At 40.6% G+C, this 22799-nt stretch carries 19 protein-coding genes; 10 read left to right on the top strand and 9 right to left on the bottom strand.

All coding sequences use genetic code 11. The annotated features are described in order from the left end of the window. Nucleotides 1–121: 121 nt before the first annotated feature. On the bottom strand, nt 122–907 hold the full coding sequence (locus tag AB8M93_RS00385; RefSeq protein WP_373055540.1) for an SDR family oxidoreductase: 786 nt from the start codon (nt 905–907) through the stop codon (nt 122–124). A gap of 114 nt (nt 908–1021) precedes the next feature. On the opposite strand from AB8M93_RS00385, the gene AB8M93_RS00380 reads away from it, so the two are divergent. Together AB8M93_RS00380 and AB8M93_RS00375 are read left to right on the top strand one after the other, a co-directional pair. Beyond that, on the top strand, nt 1022–1483 hold the full coding sequence (locus tag AB8M93_RS00380; RefSeq protein ID WP_373055539.1) for a DUF4440 domain-containing protein: 462 nt from the start codon (nt 1022–1024) through the stop codon (nt 1481–1483). Between the two features lie 74 nt (nt 1484–1557). Then, the gene (locus AB8M93_RS00375) at nt 1558–2070 is read left to right on the top strand and encodes a DinB family protein (protein ID WP_373055537.1); all 513 of its coding nucleotides are present in this window, start codon (nt 1558–1560) and stop codon (nt 2068–2070) included. Here AB8M93_RS00375 and AB8M93_RS00370 read toward each other — a convergent pair. The 5 genes from AB8M93_RS00370 to AB8M93_RS00350 form a co-directional block, all read right to left on the bottom strand. Then, a complete protein-coding gene (locus AB8M93_RS00370; RefSeq protein ID WP_373055535.1) occupies nt 2067–3005 on the bottom strand; it encodes a pyridoxal-phosphate dependent enzyme in 939 nt (312 codons plus the stop codon). The genes AB8M93_RS00375 and AB8M93_RS00370 overlap by 4 nt on opposite strands. A 163-nt stretch (nt 3006–3168) precedes the next feature. Next, nucleotides 3169–3627: a universal stress protein gene (locus AB8M93_RS00365; protein ID WP_373055534.1), complete on the bottom strand. Its 459-nt coding sequence runs from the start codon at nt 3625–3627 to the stop codon at nt 3169–3171. Nucleotides 3628–3646: 19 nt separating this feature from the next. Further along, complete coding sequence (locus tag AB8M93_RS00360; RefSeq protein ID WP_373055532.1) at nt 3647–4576, bottom strand: 2-hydroxyacid dehydrogenase; 930 nt, start codon at nt 4574–4576, stop codon at nt 3647–3649. A gap of 23 nt (nt 4577–4599) precedes the next feature. Then, entirely contained in the window at nt 4600–5964 is a 1365-nt protein-coding gene (locus AB8M93_RS00355; RefSeq protein WP_373055531.1) for an acyl-CoA dehydrogenase family protein, read from the bottom strand. Between the two features lie 365 nt (nt 5965–6329). Next, nucleotides 6330–6818 carry a hypothetical protein gene (locus tag AB8M93_RS00350; RefSeq protein WP_373055530.1) on the bottom strand — a complete coding sequence of 163 codons (489 nt, stop codon included), beginning with the start codon at nt 6816–6818 and terminating at the stop codon, nt 6330–6332. A 268-nt stretch (nt 6819–7086) separates the two neighbouring features. Between AB8M93_RS00350 and AB8M93_RS00345 the strand changes: the two genes are divergently transcribed. Further along, nucleotides 7087–7956, top strand: coding sequence for an SDR family oxidoreductase (locus AB8M93_RS00345; protein ID WP_373055528.1), 870 nt, complete (start codon nt 7087–7089; stop codon nt 7954–7956). 61 nt (nt 7957–8017) lie between these two features. On the opposite strand, the gene AB8M93_RS00340 is transcribed toward AB8M93_RS00345, so the two are convergent. The 3 genes from AB8M93_RS00340 to AB8M93_RS00330 form a co-directional block, all read right to left on the bottom strand. Continuing rightward, the gene (locus tag AB8M93_RS00340; RefSeq protein ID WP_373055527.1) at nt 8018–10594 is read right to left on the bottom strand and encodes a DUF3857 domain-containing protein; all 2577 of its coding nucleotides are present in this window, start codon (nt 10592–10594) and stop codon (nt 8018–8020) included. Nucleotides 10595–10763: 169 nt separating this feature from the next. Then, on the bottom strand, nt 10764–12020 hold the full coding sequence (gene metK, locus AB8M93_RS00335; protein ID WP_373055525.1) for a methionine adenosyltransferase: 1257 nt from the start codon (nt 12018–12020) through the stop codon (nt 10764–10766). A 416-nt stretch (nt 12021–12436) separates the two neighbouring features. Then, the gene (locus AB8M93_RS00330; protein ID WP_373055524.1) at nt 12437–13069 is read right to left on the bottom strand and encodes a hypothetical protein; all 633 of its coding nucleotides are present in this window, start codon (nt 13067–13069) and stop codon (nt 12437–12439) included. 1024 nt (nt 13070–14093) lie between these two features. On the opposite strand from AB8M93_RS00330, the gene AB8M93_RS00325 reads away from it, so the two are divergent. From AB8M93_RS00325 to cysD, 7 genes are all read left to right on the top strand, one after another. Continuing rightward, the gene (locus AB8M93_RS00325) at nt 14094–15386 is read left to right on the top strand and encodes an O-acetylhomoserine aminocarboxypropyltransferase/cysteine synthase family protein (RefSeq protein WP_373055522.1); all 1293 of its coding nucleotides are present in this window, start codon (nt 14094–14096) and stop codon (nt 15384–15386) included. A gap of 76 nt (nt 15387–15462) precedes the next feature. Beyond that, nucleotides 15463–18843 carry a bifunctional aspartate kinase/homoserine dehydrogenase I gene (gene thrA / locus AB8M93_RS00320; protein WP_373055521.1) on the top strand — a complete coding sequence of 1127 codons (3381 nt, stop codon included), beginning with the start codon at nt 15463–15465 and terminating at the stop codon, nt 18841–18843. Next, nucleotides 18843–20009 (top strand): trans-sulfuration enzyme family protein, encoded by a 1167-nt coding sequence (locus AB8M93_RS00315; RefSeq protein WP_373055520.1) that lies wholly within the window; start codon nt 18843–18845, stop codon nt 20007–20009. The genes thrA and AB8M93_RS00315 overlap by 1 nt, the downstream gene beginning before the upstream one ends. A 333-nt stretch (nt 20010–20342) precedes the next feature. Then, on the top strand, nt 20343–20756 hold the full coding sequence (locus AB8M93_RS00310; protein ID WP_373055519.1) for an RrF2 family transcriptional regulator: 414 nt from the start codon (nt 20343–20345) through the stop codon (nt 20754–20756). Between the two features lie 133 nt (nt 20757–20889). Continuing rightward, nucleotides 20890–21141: a DUF2061 domain-containing protein gene (locus tag AB8M93_RS00305; protein ID WP_373055518.1), complete on the top strand. Its 252-nt coding sequence runs from the start codon at nt 20890–20892 to the stop codon at nt 21139–21141. 2 nt (nt 21142–21143) lie between these two features. Then, nucleotides 21144–21773 (top strand): phosphoadenosine phosphosulfate reductase domain-containing protein, encoded by a 630-nt coding sequence (locus AB8M93_RS00300; RefSeq protein WP_373055517.1) that lies wholly within the window; start codon nt 21144–21146, stop codon nt 21771–21773. 11 nt (nt 21774–21784) lie between these two features. Beyond that, a complete protein-coding gene (gene cysD, locus AB8M93_RS00295; protein WP_373055516.1) occupies nt 21785–22684 on the top strand; it encodes a sulfate adenylyltransferase subunit CysD in 900 nt (299 codons plus the stop codon). Nucleotides 22685–22799 lie beyond the last annotated feature (115 nt).

Genomic DNA, 22799 nt, shown 5'->3' with positions numbered 1-22799 from the left:
AAAATGACAGCTTTTGAGGAAAGCAAGCCGGCCTGGCTATCCGGAATTTTTAAAGAGTCGGTTCAAAACTTGGGTTGAGGTTAGTGTTTTTTTGCCCACTTTTATTTTGCCACATATAAGTTTACATCCCTCTTAAATCCCCGCCATCTATCGGAATTTGTGTCCCGCTGATGTATGCAGCCTTATCTGAAGCTAAAAAACTTACCAGATAACCATATTCTTTGGGATCTCCTATGCGGCGCACAGGTATTGTAGCTTCCATTTCTTTAAGAACTTCAGCCTGGTCAACATGGCGTTCTTTGGCTTTTTTACTGTTCAGGTTCACAAGTCGCTGTGTATCAAAGTACCCGGTGAGAATACTGTTTACGGTTATCTGGTCTGGGCCTACTTCTCTGGAAAGGCTTTTGGCCCAGGTTACCAAAGCTGCCCGCAGGGTGTTGGACAGCACCAGCTCTGGCTTTGGCTCTTTAACCGAGACGGAGGCAACATTTATTACGCGCCCCCAGCGCTGTTTCCGCATGTGCTTTAAAGCCAGTTCAGTAGTATAAACATTTACTTTAAATAGCAGATCAAATGCCTGCTGATAATCCTCTATGCCTTTCTCCAGAGCAGTTCCCGCAGGAGGTCCCTGGGTATTATTAACCAGGATATCTACGGTATTTGTCTCAAAATACGGTTTAATTCGCTGCTTATAATCCTCAAAATCATTAAAATTGACCACCAGAATCTGGTGGTTCTGCTCCTGGTCTTTGGGAAGCTCATCAACGATGGACTTTAATTTCTCTTCGCTGTGGGACATAAGTGTTACACTGGCGCCGCTTTCGGCAAGTTGCCGGGCAATGGCTTTGCCAATACCGGCACTGCTTCCGCCTACAAGGGCTTTTTTATGAGAAAGGTTAATGTGCATAATTTAATTTTTAGGATCGAAATTGTTCAGTTTTTCAATCTTAAAGTTAAAAAAAGTAGGCTCTGGAGCAGCCTGAATTTACATTCTTTTTATACCTTCCAATAAAAGCTACAGATGAAGATAATTTTACAAATTTCAATGCTACTGTTCTTAATTATCCCGGCAGCAGCACAAAATTCCGTAGAAGAAGATAAAAAGCAGATAAAGAATCTAATTGTCAATTCTTTTGATGATATTTTATCTAAAATGAATAGCGAAAAACTGGCAAAATATTACACTAACGATTTTCTACTTCTGGAAAACGGGGAAATTTGGGATATAGACGATATTAAGGATTACATTAGCAATGCCAGGAAACAGGGGCCGCTGCCAGAGAGGATAAATTCCTTCGATTTTATTGAAATTAAAATCGTGGGTAAGATGGCCTGGGCAGCCTATCATAATAATGCTGTTTTTAAAATAGATAATGAAACCAGGAACGAAATGAACTGGCTGGAAAGCGCAACCGCCATACGTACTCCAGATGGCTGGAAGCTGCAAATGCTCCATTCCACCATCCTGCAGAATCAACAATGAAAATTGTAAAGCTTTAGGCTTCTGCCCGCATATAATTGCAATTAAATAAAAATTACTTTCAAACTGGAATTTTAATGAGCATCTCCAACAAACCTGAAGTATGGCTAAGAGGAAAAATCCCGGAAGTGCCTGATTTACTACAGCCTGCCGCCCATGCTTTGCTACAATCTGCGGAAGAGGTTAGCAGGTACACTGAAGATTTTCCGGAAGAGTTGCTGTGGGCAAAACCTGCGGGAAGAGCTTCGGTGGGTTTCCATCTTCAGCATATAACCGGAGTGTTAGACAGGATGCTCACTTATGCTGAAGGAAAAGGCTTAAGTGATCTTCAGTTTGAATATTTAAGGCAGGAAGGTTCAGCTTCAGAAAAAATTGGTATAGAAAAACTTGTGGCCGCTTTTCAGCAAAAAGTAGCTGAAGCTTTAGAAATTTTTAAAAATACTTCGGAAACAATTTTAACAGAGAAAAGAACGGTGGGCAGAAAAAAGTTGCCTTCTTCCGTAATAGGACTTTATTTTCATGCCGCAGAACATAGTCAGCGGCATGTTGGCCAAATGCTGGTAACCATAAGTGTACTGAAAATAAGCTAAAAAGGCAAGTTGCTTAAATCCACATTCCCGCCTGAAATTATTATTCCAATTTTCTTATTCCTGAATTTTTCATTTTCCCGCAGCACGGCAGCAAGGGCGGTGGCGCTGGAGGGTTCTATAACAATTTTCATCCTTTCCCATATCAATTTTAGAGCTTCAATAATTTCTGCTTCTTCCACCCTTATAATTTCGGAAACATATTTTTGAATAATGGGAAAGTTCTTATCGCCCAGCTGGGTTTTTAAGCCATCGCCAATGGTATCGGTGGTTTTATTGGTTTCAATTTTTCCGCTTTTTAAAGAACGATAGGCATCATCAACTTCAAAAGGTTCTGCTCCTATGGTTTGGCAATTATTTCCGAAGAAATGGGCCGCAAGGGCAGTACCGGCAACCAGGCCGCCACCTCCAACAGGAGTCACCATAAAATCCAGGTCTTGATGCTCTTTAAGCAATTCCATAGCAGCAGTGCCCTGCCCCAAAATCACATTCGTATTATTTGAAGGATGCAGAAATGCCGCACCGGTTTCCCTCATGATTTTTTCGGCAGTTTCTTCCCGATCTTTAAGATTGGGCGCACATTCCGTTATTTTACCGCCATAAGTTTTTACGGCATCTTTCTTTACCTGTGGGGCAGTAGATGGCATGACGATATATGCCGGGACCCCAAGGCTTTTTGCCGCCAAAGACAGAGCCTGGGCAAAATTACCGGAAGAATGGGTAACCACTCCTTTTTGCTGTTGTTCCTTTGAAAGCTGAAGAATTGCGTTGGTAGCGCCCCGCATTTTAAAAGCGCCCATCCGTTGAAAGTTTTCACATTTAAAATAAAGATCTGCGCCGGAAATTTTGTTTAGCAACCCAGATTGAAGAACCGGTGTGATATGAATGTAGGGAAGTATCCTTTTGTGGACTTCTTCGAGCTCCTGTTTTGAATGCATAGTTAAAATTTGTTCTAAAATTAGGCTTTTCGGTGCAATGAGAAAGACTTTTTCAGCGAGGAAGTTTTTCACGAGTATAATTAGAGGAAGCGAAAAATGAGAATTTAGAAAATAAGAAAAGAGGCCTTCCAAAGGGTAATAAATCTAGAAGGCCTTAAATTTATTAAGCTTGATCTTCTTCCTCTATAGGAATAGCAAGAATGGGAATTTTGGCATTTTTCAGCAGTTTTAGAGAAATGCTTTCAGATAGAAGATTATGTAAAAAGCTATGCTTATGGGTACCCACAATCATAAGATCAGAATTCAATTTTTCAGCTTCCTTTAAAACCGATTCTACGGTAGAACCCTGGATGAGCAGGGCTTCAGATGCTATTTCCTTGTTAAGGAAAGCATCCCGCAACGCCTGCAGGCTGCGGTGCTCGTCCTTGAATTCTTCCGCTTTAAAATCCCTTATATATTGAGGACCTGGTTCATAGCCAACAAAATCCGGGTCGGGCTCTGCGACATGGATAAGCCAGATTTTGGCTTGATATTTTTCAGCAAGGCTTTCAGCATAGCTTAGCAGTTCTCCCACGCTTTCATTAAAGTCCACCGCCACCATTATGTTTTTAATCCCAAGCATTTGCTGAAGTTTTAATTCACTAATAACCTTTTTCCCTTTGCACCACGTTCTTCAATAATCGCTCCTCTTTCATATGCTCATAATTTTCAATAATTTGAGGAACTACAGAAATTGCACTGGTCACACTCGCAGTGTGTGGAGTGATGAGTATTTCTGGATTTTCCCAAAACGGATGTCTCTCCGGAAGGGGTTCTTCCCTAAAGACATCCAGGGCCGCCCCGGATAAATGCCTGCTGCCAATCATTTCCAGTAAATCGTGCTCCACAAGATGTTCCCCACGCGCAACATTAATAACGTAGGCGCCTTTGGGCAGCTTTTCAAACAAATCGCCATTCAGGATATTTTCGGTTTTTGGAGTTAAAGGGAGCAGGCAAATCAAAATATTAGATTTCGAAAGAAACTCTTCCAGTCCATCTTCACCACAATAGGTGTTCATGTCTTTTTTATCTTTTTCGCTTTTGGCCCAACCCAGCACATTAAATCCGTTGCCGGAAAGTTTTTCTCCCACGGCCGATCCTAGTACTCCCACGCCCATAATCCCCACGGTAACATTATGCGGCCTTTGGTATGGTGTGCGATCCCAGCTTTTATCCTTTTTCTGGGCCTGGTAAACTGTAAGCTTTCTGGTGTGGTTCATCACCAGGCTAAGCACAAAATCCCCCATATCTTTAGTAAGCTGGTCATCTACTACTTTAGTGATTGTGATATGTTCCGGCAGTTCTTTATCGCTGGTGATATGGTCTACCCCTGCACCCATAGAGGCCACAACCTTAAGGTTTGGGTAATTTTTGAACAAACCGCGGGGGTGGTTCCAAACCAGCGCAAATTCCACTTCTTCTTTATTATGGTCTTCAGGATAAACAAAAATATTTAGTCCTGGCTTTTTTTCTTTTAAAGCTTCTACCCATGGTTGCGGTTCTTTGCCGGGACAAACAATTAATAATGACATTTTCTTTTTTTTTAAAATTACTATTAGCTCACAAATGCGCTAAAGCCGGTAATAGCCCTGCCTACAATTAATGAGTTTATTTCTTTAGTTCCTTCATAGCTGTAAATAGCTTCGGCATCGGCCACAAAGCGTGCCACATCATGCTCCAGCAGGATGCCGTTGCCGCCCATTACTTCCCTTGCGCGGCTTACCACATCCCTGGTACGCATACTGCAATACACTTTGGCAAGAGAGGCATGCTCATCGGTTAACATATCCTGGTCCTGCATTTCTGAAAGCCTAAAAACCAGGGTTTGCATAGCCGTAAGGTTGGAAAGCATTTCTACCAGGTGATTTTGCACCAGTTGATAAGAAGCAATTGGCCTTCCAAACTGCTCCCTTTCTTTGGTATATTTTAAAGCACTTTCATAAGCTCCGCGGGCGCAGCCTACAGCTTGCCAGGCCACTCCGGCACGGGTCATCCTTAAAACATTTGCCGTGTCTTTAAAAGAATTGGCATTTTGCAGCCTGTCGCTTTCAGGAACTTTACAATCGGTTAGGGTGATAAGGGCATTTTGTACAATTCGCAGTGCCATTTTATCTTCCATTTTTTCCGCTTTAAAGCCGGGGTTTTCCTTTTTTACCAGAAAGCCTTTTACCTGATTGCTTTCCAGATCCCGCGCCCAAATGATAATCACATCTGCAAATGTGGCATTTCCAATCCATTTTTTCTGTCCGTTTAAAATCCAGTTCTCACCATCAAATGTGCAGGTGGTTTCTAAACCGCCGGCAACTCCCGAGCCCACATTAGGTTCAGTTAAGCCAAACGCCCCTATTTTCTCCAGTTTTTGCATTTTTGGGAGCCATTCCTGCTTTTGCTCCTCGCTTCCACATAAATAAATAGATCCCATGGCAAGGCCGCTGTGGACCCCAAAAAAGGTAGAAATGGAAACATCTACCCGCGCGATTTCCTGCGCAATAATCCCTTCCATTAAAAAAGGCAAATTTGGGCAGCCATAACCTTCATAAGGTACCCCGGTGATATTGAGCTCCCGAAATTTTTCTATAATTTCCATGGGGAATTTCGCCCGGTTCCAGTAATCATTGGCAATGGGGCGCACTTCCTTTTCCATGAAATCCCGCACTTTAAGCTGCAGTTCTTTTTGTTCAGGAGTTAAACGTTGGTCCAGATTGTAAAAATCGCCGTCTACAGGAGGGAGTTCATGCTGCTTTTTTGTGCGCTTTGTTTTTAACATTTTCATCAATCCCTGCAGTTGGCGCTCATCTAAAGTGCCCAGGGTTTTCATTGCTTCAGAAAGGTCTATTTGTTCATTTACTTTTGCTAACTGGTCCAGATCGACCGATTTTAAGAGGTTAATGGTGTCTCGCACCTTTCCGAAGAATGACATACTATAATTATTGGTTATTTTTAAAAATACCCATTTAAAGCCTTGCGAGTTGTTAAAGCTTTCCGAAGAAAAAGTCAAAAAAGAATTGCATGTTTTGCTTAGGTAAAAAAGCTTTTAACCCGGGAAAAAGTTCAAAGGAAATAATAGGAGTTTTAGGCAGATTACTCGCAGCGGCTTTTTAAGGGATACTTAAATTTTTAGGCTTAATCTATAGAAGATTCATAAATGCTAAAATCCAGATTGTAATCGAAACGAGAAAGGCTGTTTTGCCCCGGCTGTAGCAACCAGAAGGTCTGCTCGAAACTTTTAGTGCAAAATTAATTATTGGAAATTAAAGTATTAGCAATCCTGCTAGGAGAAGTGCTTTAATAATTAATAAATACTTCTGCTTCGTCACTTATTTTTTCAAAGGATATGATTACAGGATGGTCGTTTCTTGAAATGCCGCCCATAAGCTTCAGCGTCATCTTGTTCTTCCTCAAATGCAGGATCTCGAAAGCTTCCACAAACATTAATCCACCGGAATAAAATAAGTAATAACTGTCTTCCCCTTTGTGCCATTGCCCGCCTTGTTTGTGGATGTTGCGATAGCAGTGGCCTTCTTCAGTTTCTTCATAAATTTCCAGTTGGAAAAGATCATACGCAAATTCCCATTTGCTTCTGCGAAGGCATTCACTTTCATCATCGGTTACACTACGTATAATTTTTCCGGCATCATCAAGATACTGTTTTTCAATAGGTTTCCATACACCGGGCATGAGAACTTCCGGATCTCCTACTTCATCTTCTTTTGAACATGAATTTAAGAAAAGGCTGAAAATTACAGCAACGACACATAAATAGGATGATTTCATAATTTAAAAATAGGTATTGCACTAAAAGATGAAGTGCGGTATCAGTGGCCTAAAATACTTTTTTTTATGAAAAGTAAGTAAAGATTTAATTTTTATGTTGGTGTATTCCTTTATTTTAAATTAGTTGAAACAGTAATTTTAATAAATTTTTAGCGGAGAGATTTTAAGGTCATCCTGGCAGATGGCTAAATTTGTTATAAAATCACTAGTAGGTGAAGGTGTTCACTTTCCCCAGGACCACAGCCTTAATAACAAAACATTTATTACTATGAAAGATCCACAGGAAAAATACCCCAAGCCACCATACCCAAAGGAAAAGCAGGAGGTGCCGGGAAAAGAAGGTGAGATGCATCCAAAGGTAGATCACGGAGAAAAAACTTATAAAGGTTCCGGAAAGCTGGAAGGCAAAAACGCAATTATTACGGGAGCGGACAGTGGAATAGGGCGCGCGGTGGCCATTGCGTATGCCAGGGAAGGCGCCAATGTTCTAATCTCTTATCTTGAAGAGACCGAAGATGCAAAGGAAACCGCAAAATATGTGGAAGAAGCCGGTAAAAAAGCTGTGCTCATGGCCGGGGATGTTGGAGAGGAAGCGCACTGCAAAAAAATAGTGGAACGCGCCGTAAAAGAATTCGGGCAAATAGATATCCTGGTAAATAATGCCGCTTTCCAGATGGCGAGGGAATCGCTGCAGGACGTTTCAGCAGAAGAGTGGGATTATACCTTTAAAACAAATATATATTCTATGTTCTACCTTTGCAAGGCAGCTGAACCGTATATGAAGCCTGGCAGCAACATTGTCAATACCACCTCTATTAATGCCTATAAGCCCAAACCAACTTTATTGGCGTATGCGGCTACAAAGGGAGCCATTCAAAATTTAACTGCAAACTTAGGGCAATTGCTGGCAGATAAAGGAATTCGGGTAAATTGCGTGGCGCCCGGGCCAATCTGGACACCGCTTATTCCTTCCACCATGCCTATGGAAGAAGTAAAGAGTTTTGGAAAAGATACTCCTATGAAAAGGGCGGGGCAGCCGGCAGAGCTTGCTGCAAGTTATGTTTTGCTGGCTTCAGAAGATTCCAGTTATATGACGGGCTCTACTATACAGATAACAGGAGGAAGGCCCACGATATAATCAGGAAGCTCAAAAATTAAGATAAATTATTTCTTTGGTAAAGGTGTTAGGCTTTTGTTTTCTACCCGAAATTCAGGGAGCCATCATCAGCTAATCCTTCTTCTTCTGGAGAGGGATTTTTTGTGTTTACAAATGTCTCTTCCACACGTTTGGAATAGATAAAATAGGGAATCCAAACGATACATCTAAAAACCGTTCTTAGTAACTCTTTGTATAATTTATTCTTTTCATATTCAGTATAGACCTGTGTGAGGGAATATGCCCCAAAGGTATCTAGAGCGGTTATTACTAAAGTTACTGCATAGTAAATGATAATAAGCCTGGGAGCAATGGTTCTTTTTTGATAAAATACTACGGCCACAAGAATGGAAAATACCAGTAACGCGCAATTATAAACCAGTTCAAAAAGCATTAAGACGCCAATTTGAAAATATTTACCGCCGGAGAACAAAAGATCCCATAATTGAGGACTCATAAAATCTTCTGTGAAAAAGATCTGTATTAGGAGGATTAGTGGAGTTACGGTTAAGCCAATGGCAATTAAAACCAGCCAGCCTCCAATTGAATTTCTCTGGAATTTTGGTTGTATCGAGGTTGGGGGATCATAATTTTGATGAATTTTAAAACAGATCAGGGCAGAGATCCCCATTACTAGTAGAGCAATAATAAGAGAAATCCATCTGAAATTTGAAGTCTCTGCTGCAGCCCCTGCCAGATTCTTGTTGTAGGTAAGATAATAGCTTATATTCTGCTGCGCAGTTTTATGATCTGCAAGATAACTCGGGAATTCTTCCGCCAAAACATGATCTTTCAGGTTTTTGTAATGATGTATAATATCCAGTCTCGCGTTGCTATAAGAAACCTTATAATCGTATTCAAAGGCATTGTTTTTTACATTTACATGATCTTGTGGCACCATCCATTTTTCAGGAACAAAAACGATCATGTGGTGAGTAATATCAGATTGCGGATCGATATAATAAGGCGTTTTTCGCTGTGCGGCCTGAGCCGGGAAAAGATATGGCTCCAGGGCAAGGGAATAAAATTCGGCATAAATGGTAGTAGGATCTTCAGGGGAAGGATTCCATAAACTATCTATCCTGTAGCGCTCCTTTACCAGAAATTTGTTTTCACGGTTGCGGAAATCTTCATACCTTATTTCTTTATCCGCCACAATATCTGGATAAACCAGGCTGTAGTAGTTAGAATAATTTTGCTGGATTTGAGCAAGAGTGCTTTCTTCAAACTCCTGCCTTCTTAAATCTGCCTGGCTCCCCAAATACTCGGTTTCAACTTCAAGAAAGGCACCTTCTCCCACATCATCCAAAATAAAAGTTTCCGTAATATTTACAGGTGAAACCTTTGGCGATGGCAATTTAGTAAGTTTTTTTTCTCCTTCTTTAAGAACAAGGCCATATCCGTAAGCAGGAAAAAAAGTTGAGGAAGCGTCTCCACCCTGTCCACTAATGGTGGGGTCTATATATCTTATGCCCTCTTCGGTTTTTAGCTGTACGATACAATGGTCAAATGCTCCTGGAGAAGCGAGGGTTTGATTTAAATTTTTACCCTTATAAGAATTGACTAATACAGGATATGCCTTTATCCCATTGCTCTGTAAAAGCTCACTTAGAAGAAAAGATTTGTCTTTGCAATCGCCATACCTACGTTCAAAAACCTGGGTGGGAGCACTGGGTTTATGAGAATTCATCCCATTTTCAAACCCCAGGTAACGAATTTCATCCTGTACAAACCTAATAATAGAAGTGGTATCGTCACCTTTTGCGCTTATTAGTTTTGTTAGTTTTTTAAGCTCTGCCTGTTCTGCCGGAGTGGTACGGTAATATTTTTGATATTCGTTAGCCACTTCTTCCCAATCTTTAAACTGGCTAAATTCCACAAAGGCAGCAGAGTCATACCATGCAGGAGTGTTGTTTTCAATAATCGTGGTTTCCGGCTCTTTAATATGAAAGGCATAGGTTTTAAATTTTTCCTCCTCAATTATTTCTGGTTCTATTTTGGTATTATTCACCTGGTAATTGATGAACTGCTCCCGCACAAGTCTAACGCTGTTGTATATTTCAACTACCGGTACTGGTTGTTCCAGATAAAATTCCCCTTGATATTTACCTTTATGCACAGGATTAAAACCCGTGATAGTATAGGAGAGTTCTACCACATCGTTCAGCCTTATATCACTTAAATTAACAATTGCCGTCAGGCTCCCGTCATAAAGGTGCCGTTCCATATTTGTCTCCCGCTGTACAACCTGAATGTTGTCCAGGGTAAGTTTGGAAAGCTTTTTTCCATTGCGGTAAATAGTGAGGTCATGAAAGGTAAGTCGCTGGTATTCCGGGTCAAAGTCAACAGAAAAATCACTCATTTCCTGTATCCCCTGGCTCTTCAGGATTTTATAGGCGCGGTGTACAAAGGTTTCTTCTGAAGAAAGATTGTCCTGCCTGTCCAGCAGAAGATAAACGGAACTGCCAGCAGCTGCCCGGTTTTCTTTATACTCCTTTTTTGGGCTTATTGGAATAACCCATTCCGGTTTATCATCCTGAAAGATTTTTGGAGTTTGTGCAGCAATAACGCTCGCATACAAGCTAAGAATAATACTTAGCAGGAGTTTTTTAAGTGACATAGAAGATGTTAAAGTAGAACCAAATAAACGTTAAAATTCTAAAAAATAAAAATTATCTTTTTCTTACTATACGAGAGTACTATTTTTGCAGCTCTCTTTTTATATCACAAAAAAAAGCCTTTCTGTGACTAACAGAAAGGCCTTCTATAGCTTTATTATAAAAGCTCGATTATAACCCAAAAGCTTCTTTTACTTTATTTACATAATCCAGTTTTTCCCAGGTAAAAAGTTCTACTTCTTTTTTCACTTCCCCGGAATACGGGCTTCTGAAAACCTTGGTAATTTTACGTGGTTCTTTCCCCATATGGCCATAAGCAGCGGTTTCCCTGTAAATAGGATTTCTAAGGTTCAAACGTTCTTCTATTGCTGAAGGGCGCATGTCAAAAATTTCTCCTACTTTTTTCGCAATTTCTCCATTGGTCATATCTACATTGGATTTTCCATAGGTGTCTACAAAAATTGAAGTAGGTTCCACCACTCCAATCGCATAAGAAACCTGCACCAGGATTTCATCGGCCAGCCCGGCGGCTACAAGGTTTTTCGCAATATGCCTGGAAGCATAAGCTGCAGAACGGTCTACCTTGCTTGGATCTTTACCTGAAAATGCTCCCCCGCCGTGGGCGCCCTTCCCACCGTATGTATCCACAATAATTTTTCTTCCGGTTAGGCCTGCGTCTCCATGAGGCCCGCCAATTACAAATTTCCCGGTGGGATTAATGTGGTATTTGATATTTTCAGTAAACAATTTCTGAACATATTCCGGTAACTGTTCCTTTACCCTGGGGATAAGGATCTCAATAATATCTTTTTTTATCTTCTTCAGCATTTCTTCATCGTTCTCATCAAAATCGTCATGCTGGGTAGAAACCACGATAGCCACAATTTTTTGCGGCACATTATCGTCGCTGTATTCAATAGTTACCTGGCTCTTGGAATCGGGCCGCAGGTATTTAATATCTTTTCCTTCTCTTCGCAATTTGGCAAGTTCAATTAAGATGCGGTGAGAAATATCCAGCGCCAGGGGCATATAATTTTCGGTTTCATTGGTGGCGTAACCAAACATCATTCCCTGGTCTCCGGCACCCTGTTCCTCTTTTTTCCCACGGTCCACCCCCTGGTAGATGTCCTGAGACTGTTCGTGTATTAAAGAAATAACCCCACAGGAATCACCGCTAAATTTATAAGCGCCCTTGGTATAGCCAATGTCATTAATCACTTCCCTGGCAATATTTTGAACATCAAGGTACGTATCGCTGCGCACTTCTCCTGCCAGAACCACCTGTCCTGTAGTTACCAGAGTTTCACAGGCAACCTTGGAGTTTTCATCAAAAGCAAGAAAATTGTCTAAAAGAGTATCACTAATTTGGTCTGCAATTTTGTCCGGATGACCTTCAGAAACACTTTCTGAAGTAAATAAATACGCCATGTTTTCTTTTTTAGTTTAGAATAAACAGGGGCGGAAGTGACGTGCAAAGGCTACAGGAGTGCATTACTGCTTTAGCATTTTCAACCGGAAATTTAAGCCGGTATTAGGGTTGCAATCAGTCAAATCTTTCCCTGAAATTATATCGCATACAAATGTATAAAAATTGTTTAGATTCAAAATCGCTTTAACGGGATTTTAATTTATTGGGCGCTGCCCATCGCCTAAAAGCCTGCCTGCAAGGGCAGGCCGGCATGGGCCAGGCTTTCGCGGCTCGCTTTTTAAAGCCAAAAAGTTTAAAAGAGCTCAAACAACCGCTCAATCCTTAGCGCAAAAAAAAGGCTTTCCCGGAAATAAACCGAAAAAGCCCCTAACTCTTGAAAATTCTAAAACCTGTTTAAAATTTTTCAAAGTAAACTTTACATTTGATCTTCTATATTTTCAACCCTGTTCTTTGCCTCAGAGGAAGGCAGGAATACCTGGATACCAAAATTTAGCCCAAGCTGATTCTGGTAAGTAGTATTTCCGCCACCTACTAGTCCGTTGTACTTCAAGGATGTTTCAAGAGCAATATGGTTGTTCAGAAAATAAGAATAACCGGGTCCAACTCCAAAAGCAAAACCATTGGTGGTTGGGCCATCCTTAACATTTACGCCTGCGATACCCGCATTTGCCTCCAGAAAGAACCTACCTTCATTAAGCAGGTTTACTCCAATTTCTTCAGAGGTGATATAATATCTGGAAAATGCCTGTACTCCATATACGGTAGTTTTTGTGGAAACCCCATTGTTTTCAGCAGATTTGGTATATCCAAGGTTCACTAAACCTCCAATAGCAAATCCATCACTAATGAAGTATCCCAGTTTAGGACTAAGCCCTACATTAAAGCCGGCTCCATCATTCAATCCAAAGTTAAGGCCAAACAAGCCCTGGCTGGTGGTGGTGGCTAAACCACTCCCGGAATCTGCACCCAACATAAAATTACCTTCCTGTAACTGCGCCTGGGCAAAACCAAAGCTTAATAGGAAAACCAGTGATAATAATTTTTTCATAATAATATATTTTGAATTTAAAATATGATTGCACCGCAAAGATAGAGACGATAAAAGTGTCCTGTTTTTTTTTAATAATATATTAGCAGTATTTTAGTACTTGTCTTAAATGCCTAACCGCAGTAAATTCCAGAGCTCACAGGCCTATGGGAATTGTGGTGCGGGGGGAATGAAAAGGTAAGAACCTGGCTTATAAAACCTGAGCAAATTATCTGTTTCGCAAACCAGTCTCAAAAAGACGAGTTATTTCAGATTTACTTAGATTTCTACAAAAGGAAGTTAGCAGTTTTTTTAATTACTACCTGGCTAATTAATATGTTCCAGTTGCAATCCTCCTTAAAAATCTATAAAAGCTAATTTTTATTCCTGCTATAAATAATTCTGAAATAAATGAGGAATTAAATTACCATTTTAAAAATAGAAGTTGGTCCAGGACTAGGTTGATTAAAATGCAACACCGGATATTTTACTAAGGGAACAAAAAACTTAATCCAAATTTAAAGGAATTAAAAAAAGCAAATTTAATTTGCATATTAAGTTTTTCTGTGTTTATCTTTGCCGTAGACAACACAAAAAATGGAACAATTTATTTGCAATATGATGATGTGCATGATGAGGGGAACTTCCGCAGCGCATCCTTTTGCATAATTCACCATATAAAAATGTAAAAGCCGCTGCCAACCGCAGCGGCTTTTTTGTTAAGAACTTTTTCTTTTGTAAACAGCAAGAAATTAAATAGAATCGCCCCTGGAAGTATAGAGCATAAATAGCATATTTTAATAAATAACAGTAAATAATGGATAAGGCAATAAATAAGATAATGTGCAGCATGATGATGGAGATGTGTATGCGTCGCATGAAAAGCTATTGCCAAAACTCGAGGATATAAATTAGTTTATATAGTTCAATTCAAGAGTCCCCCTGGTAATAGCTAACCACGGGGACTTTTTTATGTGGGAAACCTATCCTTTTCCGCAACGAGAATACAGAAGCAATAAAAACGAAAACATTAAAAATTTATATCATGAGCACACCAAAATTTTCAACTAACGCTTTACATGCGGGGCACGATGTAGCCGCCAATGGAGGAACAAGAGCAATTCCAATTTACCAAACCACTTCTTACGTGTTTAAAGATTCCCAACATGCTGCCGATTTGTTTTCACTGGCAGAACCAGGCTTTATCTATACCCGCCTCAATAACCCTACTAACGATATCCTGGAAAAGCGTTTAGCAGCTTTGGAAGGAGGTATCGCAGCAGTGGTAACGGCTTCAGGAACTGCAGCTATTAATACTACCCTGTTAACCTTGCTCAAAACAGGAGACCATATTGTGGCTTCCAACAGCTTGTATGGAGGGACGTACAACCTTTTAAGTGTAACCTTGCCAAGACTGGGCATCACCACCACTTTTGTAGACCCCGGTAAGCCTGTAAACTTTAAAAAAGCTGCAAAGGAAAATACCCGGGCATTTTTTGTAGAGTCCCTGGGGAATCCAAAACTGGATGTATTGGATCTTGAAGCCATATCTGCGGAAGCTAAAGCGCATAAAGTTCCTTTTATAGTTGATAACACAGTAGCCACGCCTTATTTATTGAACCCGATAAAATATGGGGCAGACATCGTAATTCATTCCCTTACCAAGTACATTAATGGCAACGGGACATCCCTTGGAGGAGTGGTAATAGACGCCGGAAAATTTAACTGGGCTAATGGGAAATTTCCGGAATTTACTGAACCTTCGCCCGGCTATCACGGCTTAGTCTATCACGAAGCCCTAAAAGAAGCCGCTTTTATTGCAAAACTAAGAGTAGAAGGTCTTAGGGACCATGGGGCAGCACTTAGTCCGTTTAATGCATTTCAAATCCTACAGGGCCTGGAAACATTAAAAGTAAGAATAAAGCAGCATAGCGAGAATGCGCTGGAGCTGGCAAAGTGGTTAAAGGAACAGCAGAGAGTAACCTGGGTAAACTACCCTGGGCTTGTAGATAATAAATACAATAAGCTGGCTAAAAAATATCTTCCTGAAGGCCAGAGCGGGATTGTTACTTTTGGAGTAGAGGGAGGTTATGAAGCCGCCCGTGTGGTGGCAGATGAAACAAAAATTTTCTCTTTGCTTGCCAATATTGGCGATACCAAATCTCTTATTATCCATCCCGCAAGTACCACCCACCAGCAGCTGGATGAACAGCAGCAGGCTTCTGCAGGGGTAACCCAGGATTTGATCAGGCTCTCCGTAGGCCTGGAAGATATTGAAGATTTAAAAGCCGATCTAAAAGAGGCTTTTGCTAAAATAGAAAAGAAGAATTTGGTTTAATTTGTTGGTTGGAAGGTTTGGGAAAAGAAACCAAGGTCAAATCTTTTCCCGTTTACCTTCCTCAAAAACGAAAAATATGCTTGAAGAAATTCGCATAAATAACTTCAAAACCTCAGCAGGTAAGGTTCAGGACATTCAACTTTCCTATGAAGTTTTTGGTAGGCCATTGCTTTCGGCGCCGGTGGTGATGATTAACCATGCCCTCACCGGAAATTCGAATGTTGCGGGAGATGACGGTTGGTGGAAGGAAATCGTGGGAGAAGAAAAATGCATCGATACGAACAAGTACACCATCCTGGCTTTCAATATTCCCGGGAATGGCTATGATGGCTTTATTATAGAAAATTATAAAGATTTTGTTGCCCGGGATGTCGCGGGTATTTTTCTAATTGGCCTGCAAGAATTAAAAATCGAAAAATTGTTCGCGCTTATTGGAGGTTCCCTTGGAGGTGGTATCGCCTGGGAAATGGCTGCAATTAATCCTGCAATTACCGAGAATTTAATTCCTATTGCGACCGACTGGAAGTCTACCGACTGGCTGATTGCCAATTGCCAGGTGCAGGAACTGTTCCTTAATAATTCTAAAAATCCGGTACACGATGCCAGGATGCACGCGATGTTGTGTTACCGCACGCCGGAGTCCTTTAAATCACGGTTCAAGCGAAGCACCAACGAAGAATTGCAGGTTTTTAATGTAGAAAGCTGGTTGTTGCATCATGGGAATAAACTTCAGGAACGTTTCCAGATTGGAGCATATAAACTGATGAATCAGCTGTTAAAAACCATTGATGTTTCGCGCGGCAGGCCGGAGCTGGATAAAATCCTGGAACAAATTCATGCGAATATCTGCATTATTGGTGTAGATTCCGATCTTTTTTTTACTGCGGAAGAAAACCGGGAAACCCATCGCCAGCTGGCGCAAAGTAGCAATAAAGTTACTTACAGCGAAATTCATTCGGTTCATGGCCATGATGCTTTCTTAATTGAAGCAAAGCAGGTGGAGCAGATCATTTCGGGGATATTTCAGCAGGGAAGCAAGCTTAAAATTGTAAAATTTGGCGGCAAATCTTTGTCCAACGGGAACGGGATCAACGCTGTTCTTGATATTATAGAGGATAAAATTGAAAAAAAGGAGCGCATTGGAGTAGTGGTTTCCGCAAGGGGAAAAACTACAGATCAGCTGGAAGACCTGCTGGAGATGGCCGCTTCCAATCAGGATTATTCCGAAGCTTTTGAAAAGTTCAGGAAATATCAGGCAGGCGGATATAAAGCTTTGGATTTTTCAGAAGAATTTAAAAATATTGAAAACATCCTGGAAGGAGTGCGGTTGCTGGGCGATTACAGCTTAAAGGTCAAGGACCAGCTGCTTGCGCAGGGAGAAATTTTATCGGCAAAGTTTATAACTGAAGTATTGAAGCAACGAGGGCACCTGGCGAATTTTACCGATTCCCGTGAGCTTTTAAAGACCGATGATAAGTTTGGAAATGCGCAGCCGCTGGAAGCGATTTCAAAAGAATATTTTCTGAAACATTTTGAACTCCACAACGGTCAAACCGTCAATATTATTACCGGTTATATCGGTTCAACCGAAAATGGAGAAACTACGACGCTGGGTAGAAATGGAAGTAATTATTCCGCAGCGCTTATTGCCAATTATCTGGATGCCGAAGAATTGCAGAATTATACCCACGTAGATGGGATTTTTACCGCTAATCCAGATCTGGTTAAAAACGCACAGCGTATTGAGGAACTTTCCTATAACGAAGCGAACGAGCTGGCCAATTTTGGTGCAACAATTTTGCATGCCAAAACCATTATTCCGCTTATTGAAAAAAACATTCCGCTACGGATTTTAAACACCTTCAATAACGATAACCAGGGAACTTTGATTACTGCGAAACCTACAAAAGAAGGAATCAAATCTTTGTCGGTTCTCGAACATACGTCGCTATTGAATCTGGAAGGCCGCGGACTTTTAGGGAAATCGGGTATTGACGCACGAATTTTTCGCGCTCTTGGAGATAATAGTATAAGCGTAAGCATTATTTCTCAGGGTTCTTCAGAAAGAGGTATCGGTTTGGTAGTAGATGCGCAAAATGCACACCGTGCGGTCCGGGCGCTTGAAAGGGAGTTTGAAAGCGATTTTTACTCGAAAGATGTCAATAAAATTTCGGTGGTAGATGACGTTTCGGTAATTTCGATTGTGGGCCAGGACCTAAGTACCTTTCATAAACCTTATAACGCGCTCATCAGGAACCAGATCGTCCCCTTGCTTTTCAACAATACCGTAACCGGAAAAAATGTAAGCCTGGTGGTTAAAAAACACCATCTGCATAAGGCTTTAAATGTAATTCACGGGGAAATTTTCGAGGTTTATAAAAAGATAAATATCGCCATTTTTGGCCACGGTAATGTAGGCGGAACCTTAATTAACCAAATTCTGCATTCGGCTGCTTCCATTGAAGAACGCAAGAAAATTAAACTGAACGTTTTTGCGGTGGCCAATTCCAGGAAGCTCTTGCTGGATTCCGAAGGAATTTCTGAAGACTGGAAAGAAAAACTTCTGGTTTCAGAAAAGGAATCTTCGGTTTCAGAAATTATAGACTTTGCAAGGTTGCATCATTTAGAAAACCTGATTGCCATTGATAATACGGCCAGCGAAGATTTTGTTCAGCAATATCCAAAACTGGTTAAAAGTGGCTTCGATTTGATTTCTTCCAATAAAATTGCGAATACACTGGACATTCAGTTTTATAATAATTTGCGGGAAGATCTGGAAAAAAACCAAAAACGTTATTTGTATGAAACTAATGTAGGTGCGGGCCTTCCGCTAATAGACACCATTAGAATTTTACATCTTTCAGGAGAAAATATCACACGAATACGGGGCGTTTTTTCGGGTACTTTAAGTTATCTTTTCAATACATTTTCTTCGGAAGACCGGCCGTTCAGCAGTGTGGTAAAAGATGCTATTGATAAGGGTTTTACAGAACCTGATCCCCGGGAAGATTTAAATGGTAATGATGTTGGCCGAAAACTGCTAATTTTGGCGCGAGAGCTGGATTTGCAGAATGAATTTGAAGATGTAAAAATTAAAAATCTTGTGCCGGAAGATTTAAGGGGTGGAGATGCAAATGATTTTATTGCCAATCTGGAAAAGCTGGATGAAACCTACCAAAAAATAAAAAATCAACAAGAACCCAATCATGTTTTGCGATTTATTGGAGACCTTTCCGGAGATTTGCAACAGGACAAAGGCGAACTGGAAGTAAGTTTGGTCTCTGTTCCTGCAGATAGCAGTCTTGGTCAGGTAAAGGGAGCCGATTCGATTTTTGAGATTTATACTGAATCATATGGCGACCGGCCCATTATAATCCAGGGTGCCGGTGCCGGTGCTGCCGTAACCGCAAGAGGTGTATTTGGGGATATTTTAAAATTATCAGAAAAAATAGCTTAATGGAAAACTTTGAAACAATAGCCGTAAGAACTCAAACGGAAAGAACCCAATTTCAGGAGCACTCCACGCCTTTATATCTCACTTCAAGTTATGTTTTTGAAGATTCTGAAGATATGAGGGCCAGTTTTGCGGAAGAAAAGGAACGCAATATTTACAGCCGTTTTACCAATCCCAATACTTCAGAATTTGTAGAGAAAATCACGAAAATGGAAGGAGCAGAGGCTGGTTATGCTTTTGCAACCGGCATGGCCGCGGTATTTTCAACACTCGCCACATTGCTGAATAGTGGAGATCATATTGTTTCTGCAAGATCTGTTTTTGGTTCTACCCACGGCTTATTCACAAAATATTTCCCAAAATGGAATATTTCGCATAGCTACTTCAATGTAAATGAGCCCGAAACAATTGAAAGTTTAATTAAACCGGAAACTAAAATATTATTTGCCGAGTCGCCCACAAATCCCGGAGTGGATATTCTGGATTTGGAATATTTAGGTGAAATTGCCAAAAAGCATGACCTGATCCTGATTATCGATAATTGCTTTGCCACACCTTATATTCAGAATCCCATAAAATATGGAGCCGATCTGGTAATTCATTCGGCTACCAAATTAATTGACGGGCAGGGCAGGGTACTTGGCGGAGTTACGGTTGGAAAGGAAGATCTGGTGCGCGAAATTTACCTTTTTAGCAGGAATACCGGCCCGGCACTCTCGCCTTTTAATGCCTGGGTGCTTTCCAAAAGCCTGGAAACCCTCCCGGTAAGGTTAGAAAAACATTCAGAAAATGCATTAAAAGTGGCTGAATTCCTGCAAGATGTTCCGCAGGCAGCAGTTGTAAAATACCCGTTTCTAAAATCTCACCCCCAATATGAAGTCGCTAAAAAACAGATGAAGTTAGGCGGAAATATAGTTGCTTTCCAGATCAAAGGCGGGCTGGATGCCGGAAGAAAGTTTATTGACAATCTTAAGTTGTGTACTAGATCAGCAAATCTGGGCGATACCCGGACTATTGTTACCCATCCGGCGTCTACCACGCATAGCAAATTATCTCCGGAAGAATTAGAAGCAGCGGGAATTTCAGAAGGTTTGGTAAGAATTTCAGTAGGCCTGGAACATGTAGATGATGTTATTAAGGATCTGAAGCAGGCGCTTTATAATTTGTAGTCGATAGTCTGTAGTTCGTAGTTCGTAGTTCGTAGTTAGGAGTGGTAAAGATTTCTTGAGGAATAAATGCTCTCATTTTTTAAGGAGGTTGCCGTAGGCCGGGGTAGTTTTTTGAAGTGAAAGTTTAAAAGTAAAAAAGTTAATGAGCTAAAGAGGAAATAAATGCTGCATAAATCTGCGGGTTTTGCAGGAAGAATTTAGAAGTACGAATTTAGAATGTGAAGATGAAGCTATACTGGAGGTAAAAAAGTTAATGAGCTAAGAGGAGGTTAAAAAAAATCTGAACTCCGAACTCCAAACCACCAACTTTTTAATTTTAGTTATCTTCGCGTTATGCTTTCAAAAAAGACAAAATACGGGATAAAAGCGCTCTCCTTTATCGCAAAACAACCGGAAGGTAAGCCGGTACAAACCGCAGAGATTTCCAGGACCCAAAATATTTCTCAGAAGTTCCTTGAAAGTATTCTGCTGGAGTTAAGGAAATCTGGGTTTCTGGGCTCAAAAAAAGGCAAGGGTGGTGGTTATTATCTTATTAAAGAGCCGGAAGAAATAAAAATGACGGCTGTAATTCGCATTTTAGAAGGCCCCATAGCTATGGTTCCCTGCGTGAGTTTAAATTATTATGAGAAGTGCAGGGATTGTGTGAGTGAGGAAACCTGCTCTGTACACGCCCTTATGATCCAGGTAAGAGACAGTACTTTAAAAGTATTAGGAGAAAATACCCTGGCAGATATTGCTGTAAAATAGGCGCAGCAGGAAAAATAATGTTAAAAGCAGCAAATTAGGCTCCTAATAATTGGAGTAAATAAAAATGAAGATTACATTTGTCTTATAACCTAGTAGTTCTATAGGTTAATATAGAATAAGAATAAAAATAATTATGTTCCTGAATAAGTCTAAAGAGAAGAAGACGTACAAAGTAGATAAGACTTCAGAAAAACCGCTTAGAAGTATCGCGAAAACTATAAGCTGGAGAATAGTGGGAACAATGGATACGGTGGCTATTTCCTGGATCCTTACCGGGCAAATAGAAACGGCGCTGGCAATAGGTTCAGTAGAACTGGTGACAAAAATGATACTTTATTTTGGGCACGAACGGCTTTGGAATATGATAAACTTTGGAAAGGAATAATTATGAAAAGGTATAGCGAAAAAGAATTACAGATTTTAAATCATCAGTTAAAGGGAATTACTCCTGCTGAGATTGTACAATGGATAATTTCCAATGCTGAAAAGCCTGTGGTGACTACCAATTTCAGGCCTTATGAAGCAGCTATCCTGCATGCCTGCGTTAAAATAGATCCGGCTATAAAAGTGATTTGGTGTGATACCGGCTATAATACTCCGCAAACTTACAGGCATGCGAAACAAGTGATAGATATTCTGGAGCTTAATGTAAAGCTTTATACTCCTAAACAAACCGCAGCTTACCGCGATGCTCTTTTTGGAGGAATACCACAAGTGGATAGCCCACAGCACGAAGAATTTACAAGGCAGGTGAAGCTGGAACCTTTCCAAAGGGCAATGAAACAACAAAAACCCGATGTATGGTTTACTAATCTCAGAAAAGGACAAACCTCCTTCAGGGACAGCATAGATATTCTTAGTTACAGTAAGGACGGAATTTTAAAAGTGAGTCCTTTTTACCATTGGAGTGATGAAAAGCTGGACGTGTACCTGGAAGAAAATGGTTTGCCAAATGAATTTAAATATTTTGATCCTACAAAAGTTTTAGCCAACAGAGAGTGTGGATTGCACGCTTAAAAAGAAAAATAATGAGTTCAATTTTAAATCAAAATACTTTAGAAAGCGAAGCTGTTTATATTTTTAGAGAGGTGGCAGCCCAGTTTGAAAACCCGGTGTTGCTCTTTTCCGGAGGAAAAGATTCTATAACGCTGGTGAGGCTGGCTCAAAAGGCATTTTATCCTGCAAAAATTCCTTTTCCGCTGCTTCATATAGATACCGGCCATAATTTCCCTGAGACCATTGAATTTAGGGACAGGCTGGTAAAAGAGCTGGGACTTCAATTAATTGTGCGCCATGTTCAGGATGATATAGATAATGGGAAAGCCATTGAGGAAACCGGTAAATATTCCAGTAGGAATTCCCTACAGACCAATACGCTTCTGGACGCCATCGAAGAATTTAAGTTTGACGCCTGTATTGGTGGCGCCAGGAGAGATGAAGAAAAAGCAAGGGCTAAAGAGCGCATTTTTTCAGTAAGGAATGATTTTGGGGAGTGGGATGAAAAAAATCAGCGCCCTGAAGTTTTTGATATGCTAAACGGAAGGATTGATATTGGGCAAAACGTAAGGGTGTTCCCAATCTCTAACTGGACAGAGCTGGACGTGTGGAATTATATAGATAAGGAGAACATCGAGATACCTTCCATCTATTTTTCACATGAACGTGAAATTTTTGAACGTGACGGCTTAATTTGGACGGCTTCAGAATTTGTTTATAAAGAAGATCATGAAGTTACTGAAACCCGCAGCGTACGTTTTAGAACGGTGGGAGATATTACCTGTACCGCGGCAGTGGAATCTAAAGCAGACACTATTCCAAAAATTATTGCAGAGATTAGAGAATCTTCCATCTCTGAACGTGGTGCAAGAATAGACGATAAACGTTCTGAAGCGGCAATGGAAACCAGAAAGCAACAGGGTTACTTCTAAAATCCCCAAAGAGAAGTTTCTCTACCTTGTATAAACGATAGACATTTTAAAATGAAATTATCAACTAATCATAAAAACCAAAAGGCTCGCTCTATTTCGGAGAGAGCAGCGGGAG

The sequence above is a fragment of the Autumnicola aciditolerans genome (genome assembly GCF_041679265.1).
Taxonomy (GTDB): Bacteria; Bacteroidota; Bacteroidia; order Flavobacteriales; family Flavobacteriaceae; genus Autumnicola.
This window is presented reverse-complemented; position numbering and strand designations above follow the sequence as displayed.

What these genes read in the sequence shown, in the direction of transcription:
- thrA (WP_373055521.1), top strand. Translation starts at nt 15,463, where the DNA reads ATGCTTGAAGAAATTCGCATAAATAACTTCAAAACCTCAGCAGGTAAG.
- metK (WP_373055525.1), bottom strand. Translation starts at nt 12,020, where the DNA reads ATGGCGTATTTATTTACTTCAGAAAGTGTTTCTGAAGGTCATCCGGAC.
- AB8M93_RS00300 (WP_373055517.1), top strand. Translation starts at nt 21,144, where the DNA reads ATGAAAAGGTATAGCGAAAAAGAATTACAGATTTTAAATCATCAGTTA.
- AB8M93_RS00325 (WP_373055522.1), top strand. Translation starts at nt 14,094, where the DNA reads ATGAGCACACCAAAATTTTCAACTAACGCTTTACATGCGGGGCACGAT.
- AB8M93_RS00355 (WP_373055531.1), bottom strand. Translation starts at nt 5,964, where the DNA reads ATGTCATTCTTCGGAAAGGTGCGAGACACCATTAACCTCTTAAAATCG.
- AB8M93_RS00330 (WP_373055524.1), bottom strand. Translation starts at nt 13,069, where the DNA reads ATGAAAAAATTATTATCACTGGTTTTCCTATTAAGCTTTGGTTTTGCC.
- AB8M93_RS00315 (WP_373055520.1), top strand. Translation starts at nt 18,843, where the DNA reads ATGGAAAACTTTGAAACAATAGCCGTAAGAACTCAAACGGAAAGAACC.
- AB8M93_RS00340 (WP_373055527.1), bottom strand. Translation starts at nt 10,594, where the DNA reads ATGTCACTTAAAAAACTCCTGCTAAGTATTATTCTTAGCTTGTATGCG.
- AB8M93_RS00305 (WP_373055518.1), top strand. Translation starts at nt 20,890, where the DNA reads ATGTTCCTGAATAAGTCTAAAGAGAAGAAGACGTACAAAGTAGATAAG.
- AB8M93_RS00345 (WP_373055528.1), top strand. Translation starts at nt 7,087, where the DNA reads ATGAAAGATCCACAGGAAAAATACCCCAAGCCACCATACCCAAAGGAA.
- AB8M93_RS00365 (WP_373055534.1), bottom strand. Translation starts at nt 3,627, where the DNA reads ATGCTTGGGATTAAAAACATAATGGTGGCGGTGGACTTTAATGAAAGC.
- AB8M93_RS00370 (WP_373055535.1), bottom strand. Translation starts at nt 3,005, where the DNA reads ATGCATTCAAAACAGGAGCTCGAAGAAGTCCACAAAAGGATACTTCCC.
- AB8M93_RS00360 (WP_373055532.1), bottom strand. Translation starts at nt 4,576, where the DNA reads ATGTCATTATTAATTGTTTGTCCCGGCAAAGAACCGCAACCATGGGTA.
- AB8M93_RS00350 (WP_373055530.1), bottom strand. Translation starts at nt 6,818, where the DNA reads ATGAAATCATCCTATTTATGTGTCGTTGCTGTAATTTTCAGCCTTTTC.
- AB8M93_RS00375 (WP_373055537.1), top strand. Translation starts at nt 1,558, where the DNA reads ATGAGCATCTCCAACAAACCTGAAGTATGGCTAAGAGGAAAAATCCCG.
- AB8M93_RS00380 (WP_373055539.1), top strand. Translation starts at nt 1,022, where the DNA reads ATGAAGATAATTTTACAAATTTCAATGCTACTGTTCTTAATTATCCCG.
- cysD (WP_373055516.1), top strand. Translation starts at nt 21,785, where the DNA reads ATGAGTTCAATTTTAAATCAAAATACTTTAGAAAGCGAAGCTGTTTAT.
- AB8M93_RS00310 (WP_373055519.1), top strand. Translation starts at nt 20,343, where the DNA reads ATGCTTTCAAAAAAGACAAAATACGGGATAAAAGCGCTCTCCTTTATC.
- AB8M93_RS00385 (WP_373055540.1), bottom strand. Translation starts at nt 907, where the DNA reads ATGCACATTAACCTTTCTCATAAAAAAGCCCTTGTAGGCGGAAGCAGT.